27 protein-coding genes and 1 tRNA gene are annotated in these 24,511 nt (G+C 70.4%); 13 read left to right on the forward strand and 15 right to left on the reverse strand.

The features are described 5' to 3' along the window. Window positions 1-69: 69 nt before the first annotated feature. The 4 genes from ITJ68_RS03545 to ITJ68_RS03560 form a co-directional block, all read right to left on the reverse strand. Complete coding sequence (locus tag ITJ68_RS03545; RefSeq protein WP_194659932.1) at window positions 70-432, reverse strand: hypothetical protein; 363 nt, start codon at window positions 430-432, stop codon at window positions 70-72. Between the two features lie 58 nt (window positions 433-490). Beyond that, window positions 491-1,036, reverse strand: a complete 546-nt coding sequence (locus ITJ68_RS03550) for a cysteine hydrolase family protein (protein ID WP_194659933.1) — start codon at window positions 1,034-1,036, stop codon at window positions 491-493. A gap of 144 nt (window positions 1,037-1,180) precedes the next feature. Further along, on the reverse strand, window positions 1,181-2,086 hold the full coding sequence (locus ITJ68_RS03555; RefSeq protein WP_194659934.1) for a hypothetical protein: 906 nt from the start codon (window positions 2,084-2,086) through the stop codon (window positions 1,181-1,183). Then, a complete protein-coding gene (locus ITJ68_RS03560; protein WP_194659935.1) occupies window positions 2,083-2,637 on the reverse strand; it encodes an RNA polymerase sigma factor in 555 nt (184 codons plus the stop codon). The genes ITJ68_RS03555 and ITJ68_RS03560 overlap by 4 nt, the downstream gene beginning before the upstream one ends. Before the next feature lie 61 nt (window positions 2,638-2,698). Here ITJ68_RS03560 and ITJ68_RS03565 point away from each other — a divergent pair, with 61 nt between their 5' ends. Next, the gene (locus ITJ68_RS03565) at window positions 2,699-3,142 is read left to right on the forward strand and encodes a barstar family protein (protein ID WP_194659936.1); all 444 of its coding nucleotides are present in this window, start codon (window positions 2,699-2,701) and stop codon (window positions 3,140-3,142) included. 211 nt (window positions 3,143-3,353) lie between these two features. Continuing rightward, entirely contained in the window at window positions 3,354-3,785 is a 432-nt protein-coding gene (locus ITJ68_RS03570; protein WP_194659937.1) for a hypothetical protein, read from the forward strand. Between the two features lie 7 nt (window positions 3,786-3,792). Here the strand turns inward: ITJ68_RS03570 and ITJ68_RS19705 are convergent, their stop codons facing one another. From ITJ68_RS19705 to ITJ68_RS03585, 3 genes are all read right to left on the reverse strand, one after another. Continuing rightward, entirely contained in the window at window positions 3,793-4,287 is a 495-nt protein-coding gene (locus ITJ68_RS19705; RefSeq protein WP_416354633.1) for a DUF4265 domain-containing protein, read from the reverse strand. 85 nt (window positions 4,288-4,372) lie between these two features. Further along, entirely contained in the window at window positions 4,373-4,717 is a 345-nt protein-coding gene (locus ITJ68_RS03580) for a DUF2750 domain-containing protein (RefSeq protein WP_194659939.1), read from the reverse strand. A 48-nt stretch (window positions 4,718-4,765) separates the two neighbouring features. Next, window positions 4,766-4,836, reverse strand: a tRNA-Gly gene (locus tag ITJ68_RS03585). 199 nt (window positions 4,837-5,035) lie between these two features. On the opposite strand from ITJ68_RS03585, the gene ITJ68_RS03590 reads away from it, so the two are divergent. Together ITJ68_RS03590 and ITJ68_RS03595 are read left to right on the forward strand one after the other, a co-directional pair. After that, on the forward strand, window positions 5,036-6,163 hold the full coding sequence (locus ITJ68_RS03590) for a DUF6177 family protein (protein ID WP_194659940.1): 1,128 nt from the start codon (window positions 5,036-5,038) through the stop codon (window positions 6,161-6,163). Next, entirely contained in the window at window positions 6,153-6,500 is a 348-nt protein-coding gene (locus ITJ68_RS03595; RefSeq protein WP_139200826.1) for a hypothetical protein, read from the forward strand. Before ITJ68_RS03590 ends, ITJ68_RS03595 begins: the two co-directional genes overlap by 11 nt. A 13-nt stretch (window positions 6,501-6,513) precedes the next feature. Here the strand turns inward: ITJ68_RS03595 and ITJ68_RS03600 are convergent, their stop codons facing one another. The 3 genes from ITJ68_RS03600 to ITJ68_RS03610 all read right to left on the reverse strand — a co-directional run bounded on the left by ITJ68_RS03600 (window position 6,514) and on the right by ITJ68_RS03610 (window position 10,500). After that, entirely contained in the window at window positions 6,514-8,559 is a 2,046-nt protein-coding gene (locus tag ITJ68_RS03600) for a cytochrome c oxidase assembly protein (RefSeq protein WP_194659941.1), read from the reverse strand. Window positions 8,560-8,645: 86 nt separating this feature from the next. Then, window positions 8,646-9,341, reverse strand: a complete 696-nt coding sequence (locus ITJ68_RS03605; RefSeq protein WP_194659942.1) for a DUF6882 domain-containing protein — start codon at window positions 9,339-9,341, stop codon at window positions 8,646-8,648. Window positions 9,342-9,351: 10 nt separating this feature from the next. Beyond that, the gene (locus ITJ68_RS03610) at window positions 9,352-10,500 is read right to left on the reverse strand and encodes a GNAT family N-acetyltransferase (RefSeq protein ID WP_194659943.1); all 1,149 of its coding nucleotides are present in this window, start codon (window positions 10,498-10,500) and stop codon (window positions 9,352-9,354) included. An 86-nt stretch (window positions 10,501-10,586) separates the two neighbouring features. Between ITJ68_RS03610 and dcd the strand changes: the two genes are divergently transcribed. From dcd to ITJ68_RS03625, 3 genes are read left to right on the forward strand one after another with little or no spacing between them, the layout of a single operon-like run. Beyond that, window positions 10,587-11,174 (forward strand): dCTP deaminase, encoded by a 588-nt coding sequence (gene dcd, locus ITJ68_RS03615; RefSeq protein WP_071279613.1) that lies wholly within the window; start codon window positions 10,587-10,589, stop codon window positions 11,172-11,174. Between the two features lie 44 nt (window positions 11,175-11,218). Further along, entirely contained in the window at window positions 11,219-11,734 is a 516-nt protein-coding gene (locus ITJ68_RS03620; protein ID WP_194659944.1) for a helix-turn-helix domain-containing protein, read from the forward strand. Beyond that, window positions 11,731-12,060, forward strand: coding sequence for a DUF86 domain-containing protein (locus ITJ68_RS03625; RefSeq protein ID WP_194659945.1), 330 nt, complete (start codon window positions 11,731-11,733; stop codon window positions 12,058-12,060). Before ITJ68_RS03620 ends, ITJ68_RS03625 begins: the two co-directional genes overlap by 4 nt. A 585-nt stretch (window positions 12,061-12,645) precedes the next feature. Here ITJ68_RS03625 and ITJ68_RS03630 read toward each other — a convergent pair. The 5 genes from ITJ68_RS03630 to idi all read right to left on the reverse strand — a co-directional run bounded on the left by ITJ68_RS03630 (window position 12,646) and on the right by idi (window position 19,004). Then, window positions 12,646-13,749, reverse strand: coding sequence for a sugar-binding protein (locus ITJ68_RS03630; RefSeq protein WP_194659946.1), 1,104 nt, complete (start codon window positions 13,747-13,749; stop codon window positions 12,646-12,648). Between the two features lie 61 nt (window positions 13,750-13,810). Further along, complete coding sequence (mmsB, locus tag ITJ68_RS03635; RefSeq protein WP_194659947.1) at window positions 13,811-15,103, reverse strand: multiple monosaccharide ABC transporter permease; 1,293 nt, start codon at window positions 15,101-15,103, stop codon at window positions 13,811-13,813. After that, window positions 15,100-16,623, reverse strand: coding sequence for a multiple monosaccharide ABC transporter ATP-binding protein (gene mmsA, locus ITJ68_RS03640; protein ID WP_194660181.1), 1,524 nt, complete (start codon window positions 16,621-16,623; stop codon window positions 15,100-15,102). The genes mmsB and mmsA overlap by 4 nt, the downstream gene beginning before the upstream one ends. A gap of 434 nt (window positions 16,624-17,057) precedes the next feature. After that, window positions 17,058-18,080: a LacI family DNA-binding transcriptional regulator gene (locus ITJ68_RS03645; RefSeq protein WP_194629177.1), complete on the reverse strand. Its 1,023-nt coding sequence runs from the start codon at window positions 18,078-18,080 to the stop codon at window positions 17,058-17,060. Between the two features lie 390 nt (window positions 18,081-18,470). Next, window positions 18,471-19,004 carry an isopentenyl-diphosphate Delta-isomerase gene (idi, locus tag ITJ68_RS03650; RefSeq protein ID WP_194659948.1) on the reverse strand — a complete coding sequence of 178 codons (534 nt, stop codon included), beginning with the start codon at window positions 19,002-19,004 and terminating at the stop codon, window positions 18,471-18,473. Window positions 19,005-19,025: 21 nt separating this feature from the next. Here idi and ITJ68_RS03655 point away from each other — a divergent pair, with 21 nt between their 5' ends. From ITJ68_RS03655 to ITJ68_RS03680, 6 genes are read left to right on the forward strand one after another with little or no spacing between them, the layout of a single operon-like run. Continuing rightward, window positions 19,026-20,084: a polyprenyl synthetase family protein gene (locus ITJ68_RS03655; RefSeq protein ID WP_194659949.1), complete on the forward strand. Its 1,059-nt coding sequence runs from the start codon at window positions 19,026-19,028 to the stop codon at window positions 20,082-20,084. Beyond that, on the forward strand, window positions 20,081-21,022 hold the full coding sequence (locus ITJ68_RS03660) for a phytoene/squalene synthase family protein (protein ID WP_194659950.1): 942 nt from the start codon (window positions 20,081-20,083) through the stop codon (window positions 21,020-21,022). Before ITJ68_RS03655 ends, ITJ68_RS03660 begins: the two co-directional genes overlap by 4 nt. Further along, window positions 21,019-22,689 (forward strand): phytoene desaturase family protein, encoded by a 1,671-nt coding sequence (crtI, locus tag ITJ68_RS03665; RefSeq protein WP_194659951.1) that lies wholly within the window; start codon window positions 21,019-21,021, stop codon window positions 22,687-22,689. The genes ITJ68_RS03660 and crtI overlap by 4 nt, the downstream gene beginning before the upstream one ends. Next, window positions 22,689-23,024: a lycopene cyclase domain-containing protein gene (locus ITJ68_RS03670; protein ID WP_194660182.1), complete on the forward strand. Its 336-nt coding sequence runs from the start codon at window positions 22,689-22,691 to the stop codon at window positions 23,022-23,024. Before crtI ends, ITJ68_RS03670 begins: the two co-directional genes overlap by 1 nt. Beyond that, the gene (locus tag ITJ68_RS03675; RefSeq protein ID WP_323743205.1) at window positions 23,021-23,416 is read left to right on the forward strand and encodes a lycopene cyclase domain-containing protein; all 396 of its coding nucleotides are present in this window, start codon (window positions 23,021-23,023) and stop codon (window positions 23,414-23,416) included. Before ITJ68_RS03670 ends, ITJ68_RS03675 begins: the two co-directional genes overlap by 4 nt. Then, window positions 23,413-24,339: a prenyltransferase gene (locus tag ITJ68_RS03680; RefSeq protein ID WP_194659952.1), complete on the forward strand. Its 927-nt coding sequence runs from the start codon at window positions 23,413-23,415 to the stop codon at window positions 24,337-24,339. Before ITJ68_RS03675 ends, ITJ68_RS03680 begins: the two co-directional genes overlap by 4 nt. The last annotated feature ends 172 nt before the right edge of the window (window positions 24,340-24,511 follow it).

Genomic DNA, 24,511 nt, shown 5'->3' on the forward strand with positions numbered 1-24,511 from the left:
CGGCGCAGGTCAGGTCAGCGTACCCAGGACATCCGGCACGGATGCTCGGCGGACTCGGCTGCAGCCCGACTACGGCCGCTCGTCGACGAGGGCGACGAACCGGCTGCCCACGCCGTCGACCTCACGCCGGACGAGCCCGGCGGTCGGGTCCGGTGCCTGGTAGGGCGCGTGGTAGTCGCACATCAGGTGGTCCCAGTCCGGCCACCACTTCTTCGGCCGTGCCTCTTCCGAGTAGCCGCAGACCGAGCACTCGAGGTGGACCCAGACCTTCTTGGTCCCCGTGCGGTTCGCCCGGGACTGCACGAGCCAGGCGGGCGGGTCCTGCTCGATGGCCTGGAGTTCGGCTTCGCTGAGGCGCGACGGGATCCCGTGGTGGGTCGCCATCTCGATGGGGATGTCGAGGCGGACGGCGGCATCGCGTCGGGAGAGCATCCCCCAAGGGTAGGTTCTGTCGCTGCTCGTCGCGTCGATGCGCTCCGTGGTCCGGTCCTCAGCGCTTGGGTGTGAACTCGACCCGGTCGTGCCGTTCGACGCCGAAGCGGAGGCCCGGGTACCGCAGGCCGGAGAAGTACATGTTCGTGTGGGCGATGACCTGCCGGGCGCTGATCGGCACGCCCTCGTGTTCAGCGTCGACGGTCGTGTGTGCGTCCCCGACCAGCGTGACGTCGAACCCCCGGACCGCCGCGGACTGCGTCGTCGTGCGGATGCAGTAGTCCGTCTGCGCGCCGGCCACGACGAGGTGCGTCGCCCCCAGCTCGGCGAGGACCTCGGCGAGTTCCGTGCCGACGAACGCGTCACGCCGGGTCTTCCGCATGAGCGGTTCGTCCTGCCGCCGTCCGAGCGGTGCCGCCAGCTCCCACTCCGGCGTCCCCTCCGGGAAGTCGTCGTGGTCCTGGACCCAGATCACCGGGACACCGGCCGCGCGGGCACGCTCCACGAGCAACGCGGTGCGGCGGGTCATCCCGTCGGCGTCGTGGCAGCCGTCGAGGACGCCGACCTGCATGTCGATCACCATGACCGCGGTGGTTCCGTTCATCGGCTCATCATGGCAGTGACCGGGGCGGCCGTCGCAGGACGAGGGGCCCGCTCCGCTCACTGGATCAGGTCACTGCTCCGCGCGAGGAAGACGCCTCCCACCAACGTCGAGCTCCCCGGTCTCATGGGTCCGTCCTCCGCGTCGTCAGCCGACGGCGGGATCGACCGGTGGGTCCTCGGGCTGTGGGTGCTCGTCCTGCCAGATCGCGTCCACCGCGCCGAACTCGCGCGGGTAGCACTGCGTGTCGAAGACCTCGCTGCCGGTGGACGGCGTCGCGTACAGGTACCAGGGCCCGGTCCCTCGTCCGCTCCTGTTCCACAGGCCGTCCGCGTACCAGGTGAGGGGGACGTCGTCCATCGCCTGTCCCGCCTGTGCCTGGCACGCGAGCAGGCGGTTGAACGCCGTCCGGTACTCGTCCAGAGAGACGATGCCGTCGGTGGTCTCGGCGCGCTGCTGTGCGGAGGGTGCGGCGATGCGCGGAGCCTGTGCCCAGGACACCCAGACGGCGTACCGGTCGGTGTCACCGGCGGAGAAGGTCACTGCCGTGGCTCCGGTCGAGGCCGCCGGGGACAGCGACCAGCCGGTGGCCTCGGACGTCGGATCGCCCCGTCGACCGCAGACGCTGCCCACCGTGGGGCGGCCGGCGACCTCGACGGTGGGTGTGTCGCCGTCGAGGCACGCCCACGCCACCGCGACGCTGTCCGCGCCGGCAGGGCGATCGGACGGGGTCAGCGAGGTGGCGCCCCGCACCACCCGGAACGTCGGTTTCCCCAGGATCCGGCCGTGGTTCGCGTCCTCGACCATGTAGCGCGCCGTCGTGGCGAGGGAGCTCTGGACGGCGACGTCGGGGTCGCTGCCCGGGAGCGCCGCGGCGGTGAGCCCGCCGGTCAGGCCACCACCGACGAGGAACGCGACCACCACGGCGATGACCGCGCCACGGGTCGGACGGCGTCGGCGGTGGCGCTCGGGGCCCGTCGCGCGGGTGGACGTGACGTCGGCGACGAGGGCGTCGCGCATCGCGGTCAGGCGGGGGGAGATGTCGTCGTTCACAGTGCGCCTCCGAGGGGTTCCGCTGTGGCTGTGTAGCGCTGGTGGAGTCGAGCCTTCGCTCGGTGGAGCCGGGACTTGACGGTCCCGGGGGCGACACCGAGAGCGGCGGCGGCCTCGCGCTCGCTGAGCCCCTCGATGACGCACAACGTGAGCACGCGTTGGTCGGCGAGCCCGAGTCCGCGGAGTGCCGTCACGGCGTCGCCGTCCGTGTACTGGTCAGCGGGGTCCGGTGCCGGGTCGTCGACGGGGAACCGGCTGAGGAAGCGGCGGTGTCGCCCGGTCGACCGGGTCAGGTTGTGGGCCGCGTTCGTCGTCGTGACGAGCAGCCACGGCAGCAGCGAATCGTCGACGAAGCGGACCTCGTCGCGTCGCCGCCACGCCTCGAGGAACGCGACGGCGACGACGTCGTCCCCGTCGGCGGGGCTGGGGACGAGTCCGACCGCGTGCCGCCGCAGTCGTGGGGCATGGCGGTCGAACACCCGCCCGAACGCCTGCCCGTCGCCCGCGGTGCTCAGGGCCCAGTCGGCCCGGTCACCCGTGATCTCGTTCATGTCCTGAGTTGTCCGCAGACCCGCGATCGGTTCCCTCGTCGGCTCGTACTACAGTTCGGGCGTGCCCGCATTCTCCACCGACGACGTCCTCGGCAACAGGCTGGACTTCGAGATCGCTCGCGACGGATTCGTCCGCAGGCTGCGAGATGATGCCGAGTTGCGCAACGCCGAGACGTGGTTCCGGCGCGAGGGCTACCGGGTCGTCGAGCTGGACGCTGGGAAGTGGAACGACGACGAGCAGATGCACGTGGCCTTCGCGACGGGCCTCCGGTTCCCCCGCCACGTCGGGAAGAACCTGGACGCGCTCAACGACTGCATGTCAGACGTGGCCGAGGCGGACCACGGGTGGGACGCGTCCGAGACCGGCCTCGTCCTGATCCTCTCCGGCTTCGACCGTTTCGCTCGACGACTCCCACGGACGGCCGACCACGTGCAACACATCCTGCGGAGACAGGGAAGCTACGCAGCGCTCTTCGGGAACCGGCTCCTCACCATCCTGTCCTGAAGGGTCCTCCTCCGAACCGGCCGGCACGACACACATCCCCTACCATTGCGTCGTGGTCGCTGCAGTCCAGTTCTACGCGTCGGATGACGACGTCACAGCGTTGCTCGACCACATCGGGGAAGGACGAACGGCAACCATCTGGCAGTGGCCACTCGTGGAGCGCGAACCAGTCAGTCTCAGTCGCACGGAGGCGGGTGGACATCGGTCGGTCGTGATCCTCTCCGAGGAGTTCGGGCCGCCGGTCGTCATGTACCGCGATGACCCTGCGCTGCGGGAAGGGACTGTCACCGCGGTCATGTCGACGATCAACTTCCAGCGTCTCGACCCCGGACCAGGCGTGGGCCTCGTCCACCCCGACCGGTCACCCGTGCTCTTCTGGCAACCCGGTCGGGTCGGCGACGGGGAGTTGACGACCCACCTCATCGGCTCCCAGGCACAGGCCATGCGCGCGATCTCACCGGAGTACGAGCGATGGGTCAAGCGAGTGATGGGATGGGTCCGACGACGGGGGACCAAGGTCTGGGGACTCGAGCAGGGCGCCGTGCGCCCGGACCTGGACGTCCGCGTCAGGACGGTGAGCGCGGTCTACGCCCTTCCTGGAGCACTCCGCCTCCTCGAGGGCGGCGCGACAGGGGTCGACTAGAGGTCGTTCAGATCCACGCGGTCTCGTATACGAGGTGCCCGCCGTGCTCGAGTTCATCGAGCCCCCTGCGGAAGGACCGCAGCTGTTCACGACCGACCACGGAGCAGGCGACGAGGTGCCCGCGCGTCTCGACCTCCGCGCCGTGCGTCGTGAGGAGCTCCTGCAGAGCGGCGGCGTCTCCGTCGGGCGTGACGAGGACTCGGAGGGACCAGTGGTCGCTGCGCTCAACGACTTCCCCGGGGGACACGCCGATCTCCTGGTCGTCCTTGAGCGCGACGACGTCACCGAGGCTGTAGCCAGACGTGAAGAACGGGATGCAGCACAGCCGGAAGCGCTGATCGTCGAGCTTCTCGAAGAGCAACTGTTCGAACCGGAGCGTCCCCGGACCGCTGTCGTCGAACGTCGTGTTCGCGACGACGTCGACTCGGTCGCCCCACACCGGCGAGGGGTGGAGGACCCACTCGTCCGGATTCGATGCCGATGACAACGAGTTCCCTCCCACGATGAACGACGCCGGACGCTCGGCGTCCGCGAACGATCGTAGTGATCAGCAGCGACTCCTCCCACGACCATTCCGGAGCGGATCGTCAGGCGGTCAGTCGGGCTCGGAGCTCTCCTGGCGTCAAGTCGTAGCCCGTCGCACGAGGTCCGGACCAGTTCAGACCTGCGCTGAGTCCGTCCCGCTCGATTCCAGGAAGCCATCGGCTCTCGAAGTCAGCGCGCGAGATCTCCAGGGGTCGAAACCCCTCGTACGCCGGAACCTGTGCGATGACGCGCTCCGCCCGCGACCGCCGAGACCAGAACGGCATTGCCCGGCGACCATCGGCTGCCTTCGGTGCCGGCACGCCGTTGTCGTCTTCGACCGTCCACACCGGGCCGTTGCCACCGATCTCCCGGAAGAACGACGACGCCTGTGCAGCACTGGAACTCACAACGCCAAACTAGCGGTGACCCGGACGACACGATGGTCGGTTCTTCGGAGCGAGTGACGGGAATCGAACCCGCGCTACCAGCTTGGGAAGCTGGAGTTCTACCATTGAACTACACTCGCGCGCCCGCTCAGCGGGACTCGACAACCATACCGGATTCCGCCCTGGACGCCAGCCGACGACGTGCCGGAGGCCGATGCGCCGGGCCGAGCCGAGCCTCCCGGCCGTCGCCGCAACCGACCATGCGTGATGGCCGTGTCTCCCCTGTGAGGCCGCCCCGCTGACGGACAGGTGTCGGGGCCGTGTGTACCGTCCAGGGAGTTGATCGACCCCGACCCCGAGGAGGCCCGGATGGTCAGGCATCCCCTCATCGACGACGTGATCGGCTCCGCGATCGTGGTCGATTCCGACTCCCACGTGGTGTGGCTGACGGACGCGCTGGCCTCCCTGCTGCAGCGCGCTTCGGCCGCAGAACGCGTCGTCGTCCTGCGGACCCGCCCCGACGCCGCCATCACACCCGCACTGCGCCACGCACTCGGAGCGTACGGAGCGGCCTGGGCCGTGACGGCGCCGGACGGCAGCCTGCGCGACGGCCGGACCGGGGTCGAGGCCACGGACGTCACGGACTTCGCGACGCACGGACCGGAGCTGCTCGGGGTGCCCTCGCTCGCACACCCGGTCGCCGAGGGGTCCGTCCGGCAGATCAGCATCGACCTGACCCTCCGCCACCACGCCGAGCGGGCGGTCGACATCGGCTCCGCGATCGAGGCCCTCTGTCACACGGTCGGCACCTGTCCGACACGGTGGGGCACCACCGAGCCGCTCGCCGTGCCGTGGGACCGCTGGGTCGTCACGCAGTACGCCAAGCACGAGTCCCCGGGCATCAGCACGTCCTACGCGGTGGGCGACGGCTTCTCCGCGACGATGACCGCGCACCTGACCGACGGCGTCGTTATCGAGACCATGTCCGCCGTCCTGACCGTGCCCGACGAGGGAACCGACCCGGCGCTCGCCGAGCGGATGCTCGACGCCGTCCAGCGCGTCGCTGGCGAGGTCATGCCGGTGTTCGGCGTGGTCATGCAGCGCCGTGGTGACGCCGACCACCTCGTCCGGCCCGTGTCCCACGGGGAGCCGGCACCACTCGCGGTCGTCGTCGGACCCGAGGCCACCGGGCTCCTCGACCGCGGGGACGTGTGGCCGCCGCCGCACACCTCGACGTCGAGCTTCGTGGGCGGGACCGGTCGCGACGGTGCCGGTTCCGACGGTGCCGGGCTCATCGTCCGGCTCGAGGACGGGTGGACGGCGCTCGAGGCCTTCCTCGACCGCATCGACGAGGACCGCTTCCTGCAGCTCGTCGGTGGCGCTCCGCTCGACCCCTCGCACGACGAGGGCTCCCTCGACGGACACGTCAGCGCCGGTGGCGTGCACGGAGCGCACGGTGCCGCGTGACGTGACCCTGCTCTGCCGGGGCCCGGTGGAGGTGCGGGAGGTCGCCGAGGCGCTGCTCCTGCACGATGACACCTGGGGTGTGCGGGCGCTCGACGACGGCCCCGTGATGCAGGTCTGCCGTGACCAGGACCACCCCGTGGTGACGGTGCTCGGGGTCCGACGCGTGGACGTGCTCGACGAGGTCGAGCGGATCCTGCCGGACGCCCCGCCCATGACGATCCCCGTGTGGTGGGTCGACACGGTGATGCCCGCGGGCCCGGACGGCGAGTCCGGGATCAGCGCAGCGCTCGAGGCCGCGATGGACCTCGACGCCGTGTGCATCGTGCACGGCGACTGAGCCGAGACGCCGCTCAGTCGCGCTGGCGCATCGCGCTCAGGCGCTCGTTGTAGGCCTTGAGCTCCGCGTCGCCGTCCCGCTCTGCCTGGCGGTCGAGGCGCTTCGCGTCGCGCTTGTCCGACTTCACCCAGTTCCGGACGACGAGCAGCGCGACGAACACCATCGGCAGCTCGGAGGCACCCCACGCGATGCCGCCGCCGGTGTGCTGGTCGGCGAGCAGCCCGACGTCGTTCGTCTGCCCGAGGGCGTGGAACCAGTCGGCGGCGTACACGGCCTGCGACGTCATCACCGCGACGCCGAAGAACGCGTGGAACGCCAGGGTCGCCAGCAGCGCGATGATGAGGATCGGGTACTGGGGGCGCTGGGGGCCCGGGTCGATGCCGACGAAGACCCAGAAGAACAGGTAGCCGCTCAGCACGAAGTGGACGACCATCGCGACGTGCCACTCGTGCGACTGCATCGCGAACTGGAACGCGGGCGTGAAGTAGAACACCACGAGGGACCCGGCGAAGATCACCCCGGCGACGGCCGGCTTGGCCATGAACTGCATGTAGCGCGAGTGCACGAACAGCATCAACCACTCGCGGGCTCCGCGGGAGCCGTCGTTGCGCACCGGCAGGGTCCGCAGGGCGAGCAGCACCGGGCCGCCGAGCACGAGCGGCAGCGGCACGAACATCATCAGCAGCATGTGCTGGATCATGTGCGACGAGAAGTGGATCATGCCGTAGACCGACGGCCCGGCCGAGGTCGTCCAGATGAACACGGCGCAGCCGAGCACCCACGAGATCGTGCGGCCGACGGGCCACGAGTCCCCGCGCTTGCGGAGCTTGCGCACCGCGAGCAGGTACCAGCCGGCTCCGACGACGGCGAGCGCGAGCCACACCCAGTCGATGTGCCACTGCGTCAGGAACGTGTGGAGCGTCTGCGTCGGCGGGTACGGGTAGCCGATGAGCCCGGAGCGGGTGTCCTGGCCGGTCTCGGGTGTCTGGGGGATCGGCGGCTGGCTGCGCGACACCGCGACCGAGACACCGATGGCGATCGCCATGAAGACGACCTCGGCCAGGGCGAACCGCGTGAAGGAGCGGCGGTCGAGCGGGGAGCGCAGCAGGGCGGGGACGAGCTTGCGGCGCTGGACGATCCCGGCCAGTCCGAGCAGCACGAGGATCACGGCCTTGACCGTGATGAGCCAGCCGTAGGTCGTCGTGACCAGGTCGAGCGGACCGGTCAGCCGGAGGGACGCGTTGACGATGCCCGAGAAGGCGACGGCCGCGAACGACCACCCGGCGAGGGTCGAGTACCGCGCGACGACGCGGCCGGTGGCGCCCTTCGTACCGGTGCGGAGCAGGAGCACGGCGACCAGGCCGCCGGCCCAGACGCACACCCCGATGAGGTGGATCGCGAGGGAGTTGACCGCGTTGGCGTGCTCGAGCGACCCGGCGGCGTGCCCGGAGAGGGCGAGGGGCAGCAGCGCGAACAGCCCGGCGACCGTGGCCACCGCGAGCGTGGTGACACGGGTGGCGAAGGCGGCCAACACCGTGGCGACGAGGATCGCGACGGCCGACACCACGAGCGACTGCCCGATCTCGACCTGGAACGCGAAGACCATGAAGTTGCGGGCGAACAGCGGCGACGTGATCGAGGACCCGAGCGTGTTCGCGCCCGTGAAGACGATGCCCACGACGGCGGCGAGGAACCACACGGCCCCGGTCGTCGCCGCCCAGCGCACCGCCCGGTGCTGGACGCTCGAGATGGCTCGGTGGTCGGCCTTCTGTGCCGGCAGTGCGAACGCCGCGACGATGAGCAGGCCGATCGTCAGCGCGGCCATGGTGTCGTGCACGGCCCGCGCAACGGGGAGGCCGTACTGCACGAGGTCGCCGGCGCTGACGAGCTGCTGGTTCGCGGTGAAGGCCCCGGTCACGGTCATGCCGAGGATCGAGCACGCGACGGCGAGCGGCACGGCGACGGCGAGCACGGTCGCGACGGTGGACGTGCGAGCGGTGACGGGCGCCGCTTCCGGCGTCGGGCCTCCAGCGGTGGTTGCGGTGGTGGTGACGGACATCGACCTGTTCCGGGGACGCTTTCGCCCGCGAGACCGCGGACCCTCCATCGTAGACGCGCGGGCCTGGATCCACGCCGTCCGTCTGCTCAGGAAGCCGCGGTGCCCTCCATGTGCCCCAGGCGTCCCTGCTCGTCGAAGTCCACCGTGATCGTGCCGCCGGACAGGGGCAGTGTGCGACCGTCCCACGGCGCACCGCGGAGCGACGCCCAGCTCGCGACGGCTCGACGGTGGTCCTGGACCTCGATCGACCGGATGCCCTCACCGAACACGCGGAGCATGCGGGGGACCGTCGGGGCGTCGAAGAGCAGTCCCTCGAGCAGCAGCCACACCCGGGTGCCCCCGCCGACGTCGGCGTTGTAGCCGAACCAGGTGCCGCTCGCCAGCCGTGCTGCGATGGACAGGCCCCACCCGAGCTCGTACCCGGTGCGGACGGCGTCGTCGTCGGGGGCGCCGTCGAACGCCACCTCGCCCTGCACGAGCTCGGGGACGTCGTACCGTTCGCCGAGCGCCCGTGTCGCGGTGGCCGCGGTGAGCACCGACTCCGGGTGCTGGCCCGGGTTCGCCCATCCCCACAACCAGCTGCGCGGGCCCGGGGCAGCGGTGCCGAGGAACTGCACCGGGAAGGTGGCCGGGTTCGCCCCGGAGAAGTGGAACTGCCCCGCTGCCAGGTCCACGTCCCAGTGCTCGTGGTCCTCGAAGCGGTCAGCCAATGCCAGTTGGGCCTCGTAGGCCAGGAAGACCCCGTCGTCGATGAGTGCCTGCATCCCCCGTGAGCGCGTCATGCGGCCGACCCTACCCGGCACCCCCGGCACCGCCGGCACACTCGGCGCCTCCGGCGCCCCCGGCGCCCCCACCGCTGACCCGGTGCTCCCAGATCCCCTCGCTGCCGACGCCGACGAAGCCCACGGCTTCGTTGACGTCGAGCATCGGACGGTTCTCTTCGGCGTTGAAGGTGATGATCGACGGGTGTCCGGGGTGGTCCCGCTCGACCGTCTCGATGCCCACCACCTTGAGCAGCCACCCGAGCCGGTGCCCACGGTGCTCGCGCAGCACGAGGGTGTCCCACTGGAAGACGGGCTCGGCCACCTCGTCCGGCACCGCCAGCTGCGTGAACCCGGCGAGGACCCCGGTCGGGACGTGTTCGACGGCGACGGTGAGCATCGTGCGCGGTGACGCGTCGAGCAGCGCGTCGTGCTCCTGCAGGCGCTCCACGGTCCAGACGTCCTCGGGCTCCTCCATGTCGCCCTCGGGGGCGTCGGTGCTCATCCGGGTCTCGAGCAGCGCGATGCCCTCCTGCCACCGCGGCGGTGTCGGGCCGGTCCAGGCGTGCACCCGGTACCCCGGGCCAGCGGCGGCCACGGCGCGGTCGTGCAGGGTGCGCACGACCGAGGCGTCGGTGGGCAGCGTGAGCCGGCTGATCCGGTTCACCTGGCCGAACCGCCACCCGCGACCGGTCAGGAAGCGCACGCCGGCCTCGTCCTCCGGCACGGCACCGAACCCGGTGGGCGCCTGTAGGTACCCGGGCCCGGTCGCCGGCCCGACCTGCCGCGACACGGCGTACGTCTTCCACTGGGTGCGGCCCTCGGCCCGGGCGATGCCCTCCAGGTGGTCGGCGAGCAGTGTTCCGACGCCACGACGACGGTGGTCGGGGTCGACGCCGACGGAGAGCCAGCAGTTCGGGGTGCCGGCCGCGGTCTTCGAGTCGTAGGACCCGGCAGCGACGACGAGGTCGTCCTCGTCCCGCACGACGAACAACCGACTCGGCGCCTCGGGGTCGTGCATCATCGCGAGCTGGGCCTCGGCGGTCCAGACGAGCTCGGCCAGTCCGTGGACGGCCACCTCGGACCGGGCCGACACCGCCACCCACTCGCGGAACGCCGCGACGGCCGCCGGGTCGTCGTCCATGGTCCTCGGTACGTCGAGCTCGATGACGCGGTACACGGTGGTCCCCTCCCGCCACCGAGCACGGTGCAGGGCAGCCGGCCAGCCTACCGGCGCGTCGATCCCGGCCGCTAGGCTTCGGTACCGTGCTGCTCTCCGACCGCGACATCACCGCCCAGCTCGCCGCCGGACGGATCGGCCTCGACCCCCACGACGCCTCGCTCGTGCAGCCGTCGAGCATCGACGTCCGTCTGGACAAGTACTTCCGGCTGTTCGACAACCACAAGTACCCGCACATCGACCCCGCGGTCGACCAGCCCGACCTCACCCGGCTGGTGGAGACCGACCCGGACGAGGCCTTCGTGCTGCACCCCGGCGAGTTCGTCCTCGGCTCGACGTACGAGGTCGTCACGCTGCCCGACGACATCGCGGCCCGGCTCGAGGGCAAGAGCTCGCTCGGTCGTCTCGGCCTGCTGACGCACTCCACCGCGGGCTTCATCGACCCGGGCTTCTCGGGCCACGTCACGCTCGAGCTCTCGAACGTGGCCACCCTGCCGATCAAGCTCTGGCCGGGCATGAAGATCGGGCAGCTCTGCTTCTTCCAGCTGTCGAGCCCGGCGGACAAGCCCTACGGCTCGGCCGAGTACCAGTCCCGCTACCAGGGACAGCGCGGCCCGACGGCGTCCCGCTCGGCGCTCAACTTCCACCGTGCGGACGTGTCCGAGCGCGACTGACGCCGTCTGGCTGCGAAATACAGAATGGTGTGTATCGTTGCACCATGACCGGAGCTCCGACACGGACACCGCCGCCCGTCTCCGCCGCTGACCTGATCCGCGACGCCCGCGACCGCGCCGCCCTCACCCAGGTGCAGCTCGCCCGTCGTGCAGGGGTCACGCAGAGCGTCATCAGCACGTACGAGAACGGTCGCCGCGAGCCCTCCCTCGCCGCCCTGCAGCGGCTGCTCCGCGCCGCCGGGTTCCTGACGGTGATCGACCTCGAGCCGTTGGCCACCGTGTCGTCGCTCCGCGAGCGCGTCGCAGCCCACCGCACCGAACTGTGCGACGCCGTCACCCGTCTCGGCGGCACCAACCCGCGCCTGTTCGGCAGCGTCGCGCGCGGCGAGGACGGCCCGGACAGCGACGTCGACCTGATGGTCGACCTCTGCCCGGGTCTCGGCATGTTCACGCTGATGCGGATCCAGGACGCCGCCGAGGAGGTGCTCGGCGTGCGGGTCGACGTCGTCGCCGCCGACGGCATGCGCCCGGAGGTCGTCCGGCAGGCGGTGCCCCTGTGAACCGGGACGTCGACCAACGACTCGCGGACGTCATCCGCGCCTGCCGCGTGATCGGCCGCTACGTCTCGGCGGACACCCTGCCGGACGACGTCGTGTACGACGCCGTCCGGATGCGCCTGGTCGAGATCGGCGAGGCGGTGCGGATGCTCCCCGTCGCCGTGACCGCCGGCGAGCCCGGCATCCCGTGGTCGCGCGTCTCGCTGCTGGGGGAGCGCCTCACGCGCCGGTACTTCGACACCACCCCCGCACTCGTCCTCGGGACCGCGCAGGTCGACGTCCCGCACCTGCAGCAGGCAGCGCAGCGACTCCGGGCCAGCCAGCGCTGACGGCGGGTGCGGCCGGTCGCCAGCGCACGTCCCACCGGACGGGAGGCTCGGTCCGCGCTGGCACCGCGCCTCCCGTCCAGCCGTGGTCGCGACCACGGCCTCGGCCCGGCCGTACGCTGACGTCGCGATCTGGTGTTGACGGATCTGGTCGGCTCAGCCCGAGGATCCGGAACCGGATCCGTCAGCCGCCGTTCCGGGAACCGTCCCATGTCGACGGACGGATGGACGGACGAACGGCGGTCCGGCTGTCCGGATGTCCTGTCAGATGCGCGAGCGGGCGGATGGCCGAACGGCCGAACTCGCTTCCGGGCTTCCGGGCCTCCGGTCCGGCCGCGATCGCGGCCACTGCATCGAGCCGGCCGGGGGACGACATCGCGATCTGGTGTTGACGGATCTGGTCGGCTCGGCCCGAGGATCCGGAACCGGATCCGTCAGCCGGCAATTCGGAATCCGTTCCGGGTCCGGGTCCGGGTCCGGGTCCGGGTTCCGGTCCGGGTCCGGGTCCGGGTCCGGGCGAGCGTGCCGGGGAGACGGCACAGGGCCCCGTCCGCGATGCGGACGGGGCCCTGTGGGTGGGACGAGTGACTACTCGCCGGCCTTGGCCAGCTGCTCGAGTGCGTCGTTGCCCTTGTAGGCCTCGACGGCGTTGTCCTTCGTGACGAGCACCGGGGTGAGCTCGACGGCGGGGACGACCTTCGCACCGTTGTCGTTGTTCTTGTCCTTGGTCGTCTTCGGCGTCTTGCCGTCGGCGATGTCGGACACCAGGTCGATGGCCGCCTGGGCCTCGTCCGTCGTGTTCTTGTAGATGGTCGAGTACTGCGTGCCGTTCATGATGAGCGGGATCGACGCGGTCTCGGAGTCCTGACCGGTGACGACCGGGTTCTCCTTGCCGGCGGCCTTGGTCGCGGTGAGGATCGCACGGGCGAGCGTGTCGTTCGGCGACAGGACGCCGTCGAGCTTGGTGTCGCCCGAGTAGTACTGCGAGATCAGGTCGGTCATGCGCGACTGGGCGTTCTGCGCGAGCCAGCCCTTGGTCTGCACCTTCTGGAAGGTGGTCTGACCCGAGACGACCTTGATCGTGCCGTCGTCGATCTTCGGCTGCAGGACGTTCATCGCACCGTTGAAGAAGACGGTCGCGTTGGCGTCGTCGGCGGAACCGGCGAAGAGCTCGACGTTGTAGGGTCCGTCGCCCTTCTTCTCCTTGAGGCCCTTGAGGAGGGCGTTGGCCTGCAGCTGGCCGACCTTGTAGTTGTTGAACGCGACGTAGTAGTCGACGTTCTTCGTGTTCAGGATGTTGCGGTCCCAGGCGATGACGACGGCGCCCGAGGACTTCGCCGACTTGACCTGCGAGGTGAGCTGCGAACCGTCGGCGGCACCGATGATGACGGCCTTGGCGCCCTTGGTGATCATGCCCGAGATCTGCGACTGCTGGTCGGGGACCGGGTTGCCGGCGTTGGCGTACTGGATGTCGGCCTTGAAGCCGGCGTCCTCGATCGACTTCTTGAACGCGGCGCCCGCGAGGACCCAGTTCTGCGAGGTCTTGGCGGGGAGCGCGACGCCGATGAGGTCGCCCTTCTTGATGCTGGCGTCGGAGCCGCTGCCGGAGTCCGAGCCACGGGCCGAGCAGCCGCTGAGGGCGAGGCCCGTGATGAGCGCCAGGCTGAGGCCGGCGACGATCTTCTTGCGCATGTGATTGCTTTCTCTTCGTTGAGGAGGGTGGGGCCGAGGCCCCGCTGTGAGGGGTGGAGGGCTAGGGGAGGGTGACCTTCTCGGGCTGGTCCTCGATGGACCGCGGCTGCTGGGCCGCCACCGTGTTCTGCTCGGTGTCCTTGCGCTGGAACTGCCGCATCATGCCGCCGATGAGGGACGGACGCCCCTGCGACTTCGAGTAGACGTCGAAGGCGACGGCGACGAGCAGCACCAGACCGCGGATGATCTGCACCTTGTTGGACTCGAGGCCCATCAGCTGCAGGCCGTTGGACAGCAGCGCCATCACGAGACCACCGATGATCGAGCCGGAGATCGTGCCGACGCCACCGGCGACGGCGGCACCACCGACGAACACCGCGGCGATCGCGTCGAGCTCCCACCCGGTGCCGTCCGCGGGGCCGGAGGCACCCGAGTAGGCGACGAACACCATGCCGGCGACGGCGGCGAGGACGGACATGTTCATCATGACGAAGAAGTTGACCTTCTTCGCGCTGACACCGGAGAGCACCGCGGCGCTGGAGTTGCCACCGACCGCGTAGACCTGGCGACCGAAGATCGTGTTCTTCGTGACGAAGCCGTAGATGATCGTCAGGACACCGAGGATGATCGCGACGATCGGGACCGAGGTGCCGACGGGGCCGGCGCCGAACAGGTACGTGGCGACGAGCGTGACCGCGACGAGGATGCCGGTGCGGACGACGGAGACCCACAGCGGCGGGACCTCGGCCTGCATCTTGCGACGACGGCCACGGCCGCGGGCCTCGATGATGATCAGCGCGGCGATGGTGACGAGCCCGATGAGCAGGGTGCCGTTGCTGTAGCCGAAGTCCGGACCGAAGTCACCGAGGAAGCCGGCGCCGATCGGGGTGTAGGCGTCCGGGACGGGGACCGAGGTCGAGTTGCCGATGATCTGGTTGACGCCACGGAAGATGAGCTGGCCGGCCAGCGTCACGATGAACGCCGGGACCCGGACGAACGCGACCCAGAAGCCCTGCCAGGCACCGATGAGGGCACCGACGGCGAGGCCGAGGATGATCGCGGTCCACACCGGGAAGTGCCAGACCGCCATGGACTGCGCCACGATGATGCCGACGACCGCCGCGACCGAACCGACCGACAGGTCGATGTGGCCGGCGATGATCACCATGACCATGCCGAGCGCCAGGATGAGGATGTAGGAGTACTGCAGGAACAGGTTGATCACGTTGGTGGGCTCGAGGATGAGGCCCTGGGTCGTGATCGAGAAGAAGATCAGCAGCGCGATGAGCGCGATGACCATGCCGTACTGGCCGATGCTGTTGCCCTTGCCGAAGAGCTGTTTCAGGTTGTTCATGAGGCTGTGGCGCCCTTCCGCGCGGAGGTCATGCTGCGCATGAGCGATTCAGGATCGGCCTGGTCGGCCGGCAGGTCAGCGGTGATCTGACCCTCGAAGATGGTGTAGATGCGGTCGGAGAGCCCGAGGAGCTCGGGGAGCTCGGACGAGATGAGGATGATGCCCTTCCCCTCGGCCGCGAGCTGCTGGATGATGCCGTAGATCTCGAACTTCGCGCCGACGTCGATGCCGCGGGTGGGCTCGTCGAGGATGAGCAGGTCGGGGTCGGTGAACATCCACTTCGACAGGACGACCTTCTGCTGGTTCCCGCCGGAGAGCTTGCCGACGTTGTCCTCGACGCTCGGCACCTTCGTGCGGAGCATCTTGCGGTACTTCTCGGCGACCGAGTACTCCTCGAGCGAGTCGACGACACCGGCCTTCGAGATCTTCCGCAGGTCGGCGGCGACGGTGGAGCGCTTGACGGTGTCGAGCAGGTTCAGGCCGAGGGCCTTGCGGTCCTCGGAGACGTAGCCGATGCCGTTGTCGATGGCCTGCTGCACGGTGTTGAGCTTGATCTCGCGGCCGTCCTTGACGACCGTGCCGCCGAGGAAGGTGCCGTACGAGTGGCCGAAGAGGCTCATCGCGAGCTCGGTGCGTCCGGCGCCCATCAGCCCGGCGAACCCGACGATCTCGCCGCGTCGCACGTGGAAGTTCGAGCCCTTGCACACCAGGCGCGAGGAGTCGAGCGGGTGCTGCACGGTCCAGTCGCGGACCTCGAAGAAGGTCTCGCCGATCTTCGGGGTGCGGTCGGGGAAGCGCGACTCGAGCGAGCGGCCGACCATGCCGCGGATGATGCGGTCCTCGTTGACGCCGTCCGCCTTGACGTTGAGCGTCTCGATGGTCTTGCCGTCGCGGATGATCGTGATGCTGTCCGCGATCTGCTCGATCTCGTTGAGCTTGTGGCTGATGATGATGCTCGAGATGCCCTTGGCCTTGAGGCCGACGATCAGGTCGAGCAGGTGCTGTGAGTCGTTCTCGTTCAGGGCCGCGGTGGGCTCGTCGAGGATGAGCAGCTTGACGTCCTTGTGCAGCGCCTTCGCGATCTCCACGAGCTGCTGCTTGCCGACGCCGATGTTCTTGATCTGCGTGTCCGGGTCGTCACGGAGACCGACGCGGGCGAGCAGGTCCTGGGCGCGCAGCTGGGCGGCGGTCCAGTCGATGGTGCCGAACCGGCCGGGCTCGTTGCCGAGGAACAGGTTCTCGGTGATCGAGAGCTCCGGGATCAGCGCGAGCTCCTGGTGGATGATCACGATGCCGGCCTGCTCGGACTGCTTGATGCCCGAGAAGCGGACTTCCTGGCCCTCGAAGACGATGTCGCCGGTGTAGGTCCCGTACGGGTAGACGCCGGAGAGGACCTTCATGAGGGTCGACTTGCCGGCACCGTTCTCGCCGCAGATCGCGTGGACCTCGCCGGCGCGGACGTTGAGCGAGACCTCCGAGAGGGCCTTGACACCAGGGAACTCCTTGGTGATCGAGCGCATCTCGAGGATGGTCTCGGGTGCTGTGATCGACCGGGTCTCGAGTCCGGTGTCGATCGGGGTTGACGCCACGGTGCATCTCCTTCTGCCGCTGCGATGCGGCAGTCCTTCGGGTGGTCCTGCTGCGGCAGCGAAGGCGCAGGAGGCCTGCGTGGACTTCGTTGTCGCGTCCAGTGCCCCAGCCCGTGTGACGGTGATGTGAACGGTCACATCGGCTGGAACGGAGGCAATACTACGCACGGCGACGCCACAGGTGTCAATTCGTCACTGTCGCGTTTCGGTAACGGTCGCGGTGTCGGTGGGATCGCGGACATCTGTTGTCCCCCGATCTGGGGTCGATCGCCTGCGTTCCGCGGATCGGACGGGAGGCTCGTGGCGGCCTGGCACCGCGCCTCCAGCCCGATGGTCCGCCCGGACCGAGGTGCGTTCTCCGGCCACTACCCGCGGTGGCGGGGTGCGCTGGTCGACGCGCGGACCACGAGCTGCGGGACGATCTCGACCGCGCGGAGCACCTCGTCCTCGTCGGGCAGGAGCAGGTCGACGCAGCGGCGCCCGAGCTCGGCGAAGTCCACCTGCACGGTGGTCAGCGGCGGCCAGAAGTGCTTCGCCTCGGGGATGTCGTCGTAGCCCACGACGGACAGGTCGCCCGGCACGTCGAGCCCGTAGGACCTGGCGGCGTGCACGACCCCGAGGGCCATCGCGTCGTTCGAGCAGAACACCGCGGTGCAGTCGCGGTACCGCAGGAGCTCACGGCCGGCGTGGTACCCGAAGTCGGCGGTCCAGTCCCCGAGGATCGGCGGCTGCACGGGCTTGTCGCGGTCGGACATCTCGCGCAGGAAGCCCTGCATCCGGGCGTCGGCCTCGATCCAGTCCTGAGGGCCGGCGATGTGGCGGACGTACTCGTGGCCGAGGTCGAGCAGGTGCGCGGTGGCGAGCCTGGCGCCCTCCATCTGGTCCACCCAGAGCGCCGTCGGGTCCTCGCCGATGCTCGAGCGGAGGGTGACGTACGGCGTGCGGACGCCGAGCTCCTCGATGAGGTCGAACACCCGCTGCTGCGGCGCGATCACGATCATGCCCTCGACGTCCTGGTCGAGCAGGTGCCCGAGCCCGTCGCGCACGGCGGTGTCGGTCGGCTCGGCGATGTTCGCCGTCGTGACGGAGTACCCGCGGGCGACGGCGGCGTCCTCGATGGCCTGCATCGTGACGGCGGGGCCGTAGTGGGAGCGCTGGGCCGTCAGCACCCCGATCGTCCGGGTGCGGGACGTGACCAGCGCGCGGGCGGCCCGGTTCGGCCGGTACTGCAGCTGCTCCATCGCGGCGAGCACGCGGTCGCGGGTCTCGGCGCGGATGGCGTCGGAGTTGTTCAGGACCCGTGAGACGGTCTGGTGCGACACACCAGCGACCCGCGCGACGTCGCGGATGCTGGGCGATCGCGGTGGCTGTGTCCGCGTCGACGCCATTGCTTGCTCTCTCCCGCTCGGTGTCGTGGCACGCCCATGTGCACGTTCACATTCCGAGCCAGATCATTATGCACGCCTGCCGCCCGGGTGCCAGCCGGGAGGTCCGAGCGGGTGCGGGCCACGGCGGGCTGGCGTGCGCGAGGCCGCCGCGTGGTGCGAGCTTGCGCACCCCGTGCCGCGGGACAGGCCCGCACCGGGTGGTCGACCTCGCACGGGCCGAGGGAACGCGCACGGTGCGAGGCGACGGAACCCGCACGGGCCGAGGGAACCCGCACGGTGCGAGGCGGGCGTGCACCGACGACGACGGAACGCCGACCGTGCGCCGCAGGCCAGCACCCGCACGGCCGGGACGCCGAGCGCACGGACACGCCCGCGACGCGCCCGGAGGGGTCAGTCGAGCGCGTTGACCGGCAGCTGTTCGAGCTGCCACCCGAGCCACGGGCTGAACGCGAACGGCGCCGCCGAGACGGCACTGCGGAGCGCGCTCTCGGAGAGCCACTCGTACTCCGAGACCTCGTCGTCCGCGGGGGCGGGGAGGTCGTCGGTCACGGCGCGGAACACCGGGCAGACCTCGTTCTCCACGATCCCGGAGGCGTCGACCGCCCGGTACCGGAAGTCGGGCAGCACGCTCTGCACGTCCCGCACGGTGATGCCGAGTTCGCGCTCGGCACGACGGGCGATGGCGTCCTCGAACGTCTCGTCCGGGCCGGGGTGGCCGCAGAAGGAGTTCGTCCAGACACCGGGCCAGGCCTTCTTCGACAGCGCACGCCGCGTGACGAGCAGGTCGCCGTCCGCGTTGGTGACGTGACAGCTGAAGGCGAGGTGCAGCGGCGTGTGATCGGTGTGCACCGCGAACTTGTCCGCGGTGCCGATCGGGGTACGGTCTTCGGCCAGCAGCACGACGGTTTCAGGGAAGTGGTTCATCTAGTTCGATAGATTAGGCCAATGACGGACGAAGCGGCCACCGTGGCGCACATCGACCTCGCCCTGGTCGACGAGTGCCTGGAGCGCTTCTTCGTCGTGTCCTCGGCCCGGGCACAGGCCTTCGGCCGCCCCTCCGAGGAACTCTGGCGGGTGCTCCGCAAGGCGAGCATGGGCGGCAAGCGCTTCCGTCCTCGCATGGTCCTCACCGCGTACGCCGGCCTCGGCGGCACCGACGTCCACGCGGCGTCGCACGTCGCCGCCGCCTACGAACTCCTCCACACCGCACTGGTCGTGCACGACGACGTCATCGACCGCGACTGGTCCCGCCGCGGGCAGCCCAACGTCGCCGGGTCCTTCCGCGACACCGGCACGACGGGCGGCCTGCCGCTGCCGACCGCCGAGCACCGGGGGATGAGCGCCGCGGTCATCGCCGGCGACCTCGCGCTCTCCGGCGCCCCGCGCTTCATCGAGTCGAGCGGCGTGGACGGCGACCGGCGCACCCGCCTGCTCGACCTGTTCGACGACGCCGTCTTCGCCAGTGCCGCCGGGGAGATGGCCGACGTCGACCTGACCCACGGCGTGATGCCGACGGTGGACGAGGTCCTGGCGATGGAGCGCGCGAAGACGAGCGTCTACTCGTTCGAGGCCCCGCTGCAGTCCGGCGCCGTGCTCGCCGGCGCCGACGAGTCGATCGTCACCGCGCTCGGCGCCTTCGGCCGCGAGATCGGCATCGCCTACCAGGTGGTCGACGACCTGCTCGGGGTCTTCGGCGACGAAGCAGCGACGGGCAAGACCGCGATCGGTGACCTGCGCGAGGGCAAGCGCACGATGCTCATCGCCTACGCCGCCACCACCGAGTGCTGGGCCGAGCTCGCGCCGTACCTCGGTGATCCCGACCTGACCGAGGAACGCGCTGCCGAGATGCGCCGCCTGCTCGTGCACTGCGGGGCCCACGACGCCGCACTCGTCCGGGTCCGCGAGCACACCGCGCTCGCCCGGGCCGAGCTCGCCGCGCTGCCCTTCGACCTGGCCGACCGTCTGGAGACCCTGGTGTCGGAACTGGTGGAGCGCGTCCGGTGACCACGAGCACCACGAAGGCCGGCAGCGGGCACGCCGCTCGGCTCCCGCTGTACGACGCCACCGCAGAGGCCGCGTCCGCCGTCGTCATCGACCGCTACTCCACGTCCTTCGGGCTCGCGTCGCGCCTGCTCACGAAGGACACCCGCGAGCACATCACGAACGTCTACGCCCTGGTCCGCGTCGCCGACGAGGTCGTGGACGGCCCGGCGACCGAGGCCGGCCTCGACCCGGCACTCGCCCGCACGGTGCTCGACGAGCTCGAGGCCGACACCGAGCGTGCGATGGAGCACGGCTTCTCGGTGAACCCGGTGGTGCACGCGTTCGCCAGGACCGCACGGACGACCGGGTTCGGCCCGGAGCTGACGAAGCCGTTCTTCGCGTCCATGCGGATGGACCTCGAGCAGACCGAACACGACCAGGCGTCCTTCGACACGTATGTGTACGGCTCGGCCGAGGTCGTGGGCCTGATGTGCCTGCGCGCCTTCGTGTACCGCGCCGGCACGCCGACGTTCGACGCCACCGTGCTCGTCGACGGTGCCAGGGCCCTCGGCGCCGCCTTCCAGAAGGTCAACTTCCTCCGCGACCTGCACGCCGACTTCGAGGTGCTGGGCCGCTCGTACTTCCCGGGCGTCGACCTGCGCTCCTTCGACGAGGCCACCAAGACCCGCCTGGTCGACGACGTCCAAGCCGACCTCGACACGGCAGCACGGACCGTCCCGCTGCTGCCGAAGGACGCCCGCCAGGCCGTCGGCCTGGCCCACGCCCTGTTCCAGGAACTCAACGACCGGATCGCGGCCACACCGGCCACCCGGCTCATCACCACCCGTGTGCGCGTCCCGAACCCCGTCAAGGCGCGGCTCGCCGCGCAGGTGCTCGCCGGACGCGCGCCGATCACGTCGCGCAGGGTGACCAGCCGACACACAGGAGGCCCAGCATGAGCCCGTCACGAGCCTCCCGTCCGGAGACCACCCGCAAGGTCCCCGTGCGTCGCGCCGTCGTCATCGGCGGCGGCATCAGCGGACTCGCGTCCGCAGCGCTGCTCGCGCGGGACGGCTTCGCCGTCACCGTGCTCGAGCAGCGCACCCAGCTCGGCGGCCGTGCCGGCACGTGGGAGCAGGACGGCTTCCGGTTCGACACCGGACCCAGCTGGTACCTGATGCCCGAGGTCTTCGACCACTTCTTCCAGCTGCTGGGCACGAGCGCCGACGAGCAGCTCGACCTGGTCAAGCTCGACCCCGGCTACCGGGTCTACAGCGAGGGCTACGACGAGCCGATCGACCTCCGGGCGACGCGCGAGGACAACCTCGAGCTGTTCGAGTCGATCGAGCCGGGCGCCGGCAAGCGGATGGCGAAGTACCTCGATTCCGCTGCCGACACGTACGAGATGGCCGTCCGTCGGTTCCTCTACGGCACGTTCCAGGACTTCCGGAAGCTCGCCGCCCCCGACGTGCTGCTCCGCATGGGCAAGCTCGCGCGGCTGCTGCTCGAGCCGCTGTCGAGCTTCGCCGAGACCGCCGTGCGCGACCGCCGCCTGTGGCAGGTCCTCGGCTACCCGGCCGTGTTCCTCGGCACCAGTCCGTACTCCGCGCCGAGCATGTACCACCTGATGAGCCACCTCGACCTGGCCGACGGGGTGCTCTACCCGAAGGGCGGCATCACCGAGGTCATCTCCGCGGTCGAGCGCGTCGCCCGGGCCGAGGGCGCCCAGATCATCGCCGGCGCCAAGGTCGAGCGGATCACCGTCGAGGGCGACCACGTCACCGGTGTCGTGCACCGCGACCGGGACGGCGTCCAGCACGTCGCTCCCGCGGACGTCGTCGTCAGTGCCGCCGACCTCCGCCACACCGAGATGCAGCTGCTCGACCGCGAGCACCGCACGCACGACGAGTCGCACTGGAAGAAGCGCGACCCGGGCCCGTCTGCGGTGCTCGTGTACCTCGGCGTCGACGGACCGGTCCCCGGGCTGCTCCACCACACGCTGATGTTCACCGCGGACTGGAAGGCGAACTTCGGCGCGGTCTTCGGCGACGACCGGCACGTGCCGGACCCCGCCTCGATCTACGTGTGCGCACCGTCCGAGACCGACCCGACCGTCGCCCCGCGCGGGTCGAGCAACCTGTTCATCCTGGTGCCGCTGCCCGCCGACGTCGGCATCGGCAAGGGCGGCGTCGACGGCGCCGGCGACTGGGAGGTCGAGCGCATCGCCGACCGGGCCATCGACGTCGTCGCGGAGCGCTCGGGCGTCCCGGACCTCCGCGACCGGATCCGCGTCCGCCGCACGATCGGCCCGCGCGACTTCGCGGACGACTTCAACGCCTGGAGCGGCTCCATGCTCGGCCCGGCGCACACGCTGAAGCAGAGCGCGTTCTTCCGCGAGGGCAACGCGTCCGCCAAGGTCGACGGCCTGTACTACGCCGGGTCCTCGACGATCCCGGGCATCGGGCTGCCGATGTGCCTGATCTCCGCCGAGGTCCTGCTGAAGCGCATCCACGGCGACACCTCGACCGAGCCCCTGCCGACGCCGCTCGAGCGGTCCGCCGGCGCCCCGCCGCGGGTGACCCCGGCAGCGTCGACGCGGACCCCCACGCCGACGGCCGCTGGGTGATGCACGGGCTCTACCTCCTCGGGCTGCTGGTCTCCCTGACCGGCATGACCGTGCTCGACGCCCGGTTCCGCCTGTTCTTCTGGCGGGCACCGTGGCGCGCGGCGGCCGTCATGGCGATCGGTGTCGTGTTCTTCCTCGTCTGGGACGTGCTCGGCGTCGCGCTCGGGATCTTCTTCATCGGCCCCACCCGGCTGCTGACGGGCGTGCTGCTCGCCCCGGACGTCCCGCTCGAGGAGCTCTTCTTCCTGCTGCTGCTCTGCTACACGACGATGAACCTGTTCGGCGCCGTCCGGCCGATCGTGGCGCGGGCCGCCGACCGTCGGAGCCGGTCGTGAACGGGTCGGGCGTGTACGCGCTGCTCGCGGTGCCGTTCCTCCTCGTCGCCCTCGTGCTCGCGGTCGTCGCCGCCGTGGTGGCCGACCGACGTGCCCGGACGCGCGAGGACGCTGCCCGACGCCGACGGGTCACCGCCGTCACCGGCGTCGTCGCCGGGGTGGCGCTGCTCGTCATGACGATCGTCTTCAACAACGTCATCGTCACGCTGCGCATCGTCGCGTACGACCCGGCGCGCATCACCGGGCTCCGGATCGGGGCGTTCCCCGTCGAGGACCTGGCCTACGCCGTCGGTGCCGTGCTGCTGCTCCCGTCCCTGTGGGTCCTGCTCGACCGCGACCACCGCGCCGAGCTCACGACCCGACCACGTCCCGAACCGGAGGACCCGCGATGACGGCGACCCCTGCCTCCCGGCAGTCGACCCTCGGCGCACTGTTCGTGTCGTCCCGGCCGATCAGCTGGGTGAACACCGCCTACCCGTTCGCGGCGGCCTACCTGCTCGGCAGCGGCGTCGGCGTCGACGGCGGTGGCGGCTTCTCGCTCGTGGCGCTGCTCGTCGGTGTCGTGTACTTCCTGGTGCCCTACAACCTGGCGATGTACGGCATCAACGACGTCTTCGACTACGAGTCCGACCTCGTCAACCCCCGGAAGGGCGGGGTCGAAGGAGCGCTGCTCGACAAGAGCGTGCACCGCACCACGCTGTGGGCCGTCGTCGTCACGAACGTGCCGTTCCTCGTCGCGCTCGTGCTGCTCGGCGGTGTCGGCGGCAACGGCCCGTGGTCGTGGCTCGTGCTGGCGATCAGCGTGTTCGCCGTCATCGCCTACTCGGCACCCGGACTGCGGTTCAAGGAGAAGCCGTTCCTGGACTCCCTGACCTCGTCGACGCACTTCGTGTCCCCGGCGGTCTACGGCCTGGCGCTCGCCGGACCGCACTGGACCGGACAGCTCGTCGCCGTGTGCATCGCGTTCTTCCTGTGGGGCGTCGCCTCGCACGCGTTCGGTGCCGTGCAGGACGTGCTCGCGGACCGGGCGGGGGGCATCGGCTCCGTGGCGACGGTCATCGGTGCACGGGCGACCGTGCGCCTGGCGTTCGTGGCGTACGTCGTCGCGGGCGTCGCGCTGCTGTTCTCGGCGTTCCCGGGGCCGATCGCCGCCGTGGTCGTGATCCCGTACGCGCTCAACGTGCTGCCGTGGTGGAACGTCACCGACGCGGGCGCCGAGTCGGCGAACGCGGGGTGGAAGCGGTTCCTGTGGATCAACTACCTGGCGGGGTTCATCGTCACGATGGCGCTCATCGCGTACGCGTTCACGCACTGAGGGCGGGGTGGGTTCCTGTCCCCGCCCGCCTGTCCCGCGGCGGTGGGCTGTTCCGCGCGTGCTCGGCCCGGTCCCGCGGAGCTCGGCCCGTTCCCGCGCAGCTCGGCCCGTTCCCGCGGAGCGAGTGGGATCGCGCGTCGGGGGTCGTTCGTTCCGACCGTCAACGCGCGAT

Source organism: Curtobacterium sp. VKM Ac-1395 (assembly GCF_015350975.1).
Lineage (GTDB): Bacteria > Actinomycetota > Actinomycetes > Actinomycetales > Microbacteriaceae > Curtobacterium.

Coding starts and splice junctions, on each gene's coding strand:
- ITJ68_RS03545 (WP_194659932.1), bottom strand. CDS start 432: ATGCTCTCCCGACGCGATGCCGCCGTCCGCCTCGACATCCCCATCGAG.
- ITJ68_RS03550 (WP_194659933.1), bottom strand. CDS start 1,036: ATGAACGGAACCACCGCGGTCATGGTGATCGACATGCAGGTCGGCGTC.
- ITJ68_RS03560 (WP_194659935.1), bottom strand. CDS start 2,637: ATGAACGAGATCACGGGTGACCGGGCCGACTGGGCCCTGAGCACCGCG.
- ITJ68_RS03600 (WP_194659941.1), bottom strand. CDS start 8,559: ATGTCCGTCACCACCACCGCAACCACCGCTGGAGGCCCGACGCCGGAA.
- ITJ68_RS03605 (WP_194659942.1), bottom strand. CDS start 9,341: ATGACGCGCTCACGGGGGATGCAGGCACTCATCGACGACGGGGTCTTC.
- ITJ68_RS03620 (WP_194659944.1), top strand. CDS start 11,219: ATGACCGGAGCTCCGACACGGACACCGCCGCCCGTCTCCGCCGCTGAC.
- ITJ68_RS03630 (WP_194659946.1), bottom strand. CDS start 13,749: ATGCGCAAGAAGATCGTCGCCGGCCTCAGCCTGGCGCTCATCACGGGC.
- mmsB (WP_194659947.1), bottom strand. CDS start 15,103: ATGAACAACCTGAAACAGCTCTTCGGCAAGGGCAACAGCATCGGCCAG.
- mmsA (WP_194660181.1), bottom strand. CDS start 16,623: ATGCGCTCGATCACCAAGGAGTTCCCTGGTGTCAAGGCCCTCTCGGAG.
- ITJ68_RS03645 (WP_194629177.1), bottom strand. CDS start 18,080: ATGGCGTCGACGCGGACACAGCCACCGCGATCGCCCAGCATCCGCGAC.
- idi (WP_194659948.1), bottom strand. CDS start 19,004: ATGAACCACTTCCCTGAAACCGTCGTGCTGCTGGCCGAAGACCGTACC.
- ITJ68_RS03655 (WP_194659949.1), top strand. CDS start 19,026: ATGACGGACGAAGCGGCCACCGTGGCGCACATCGACCTCGCCCTGGTC.
- crtI (WP_194659951.1), top strand. CDS start 21,019: ATGAGCCCGTCACGAGCCTCCCGTCCGGAGACCACCCGCAAGGTCCCC.
- ITJ68_RS03670 (WP_194660182.1), top strand. CDS start 22,689: ATGCACGGGCTCTACCTCCTCGGGCTGCTGGTCTCCCTGACCGGCATG.
- ITJ68_RS03680 (WP_194659952.1), top strand. CDS start 23,413: ATGACGGCGACCCCTGCCTCCCGGCAGTCGACCCTCGGCGCACTGTTC.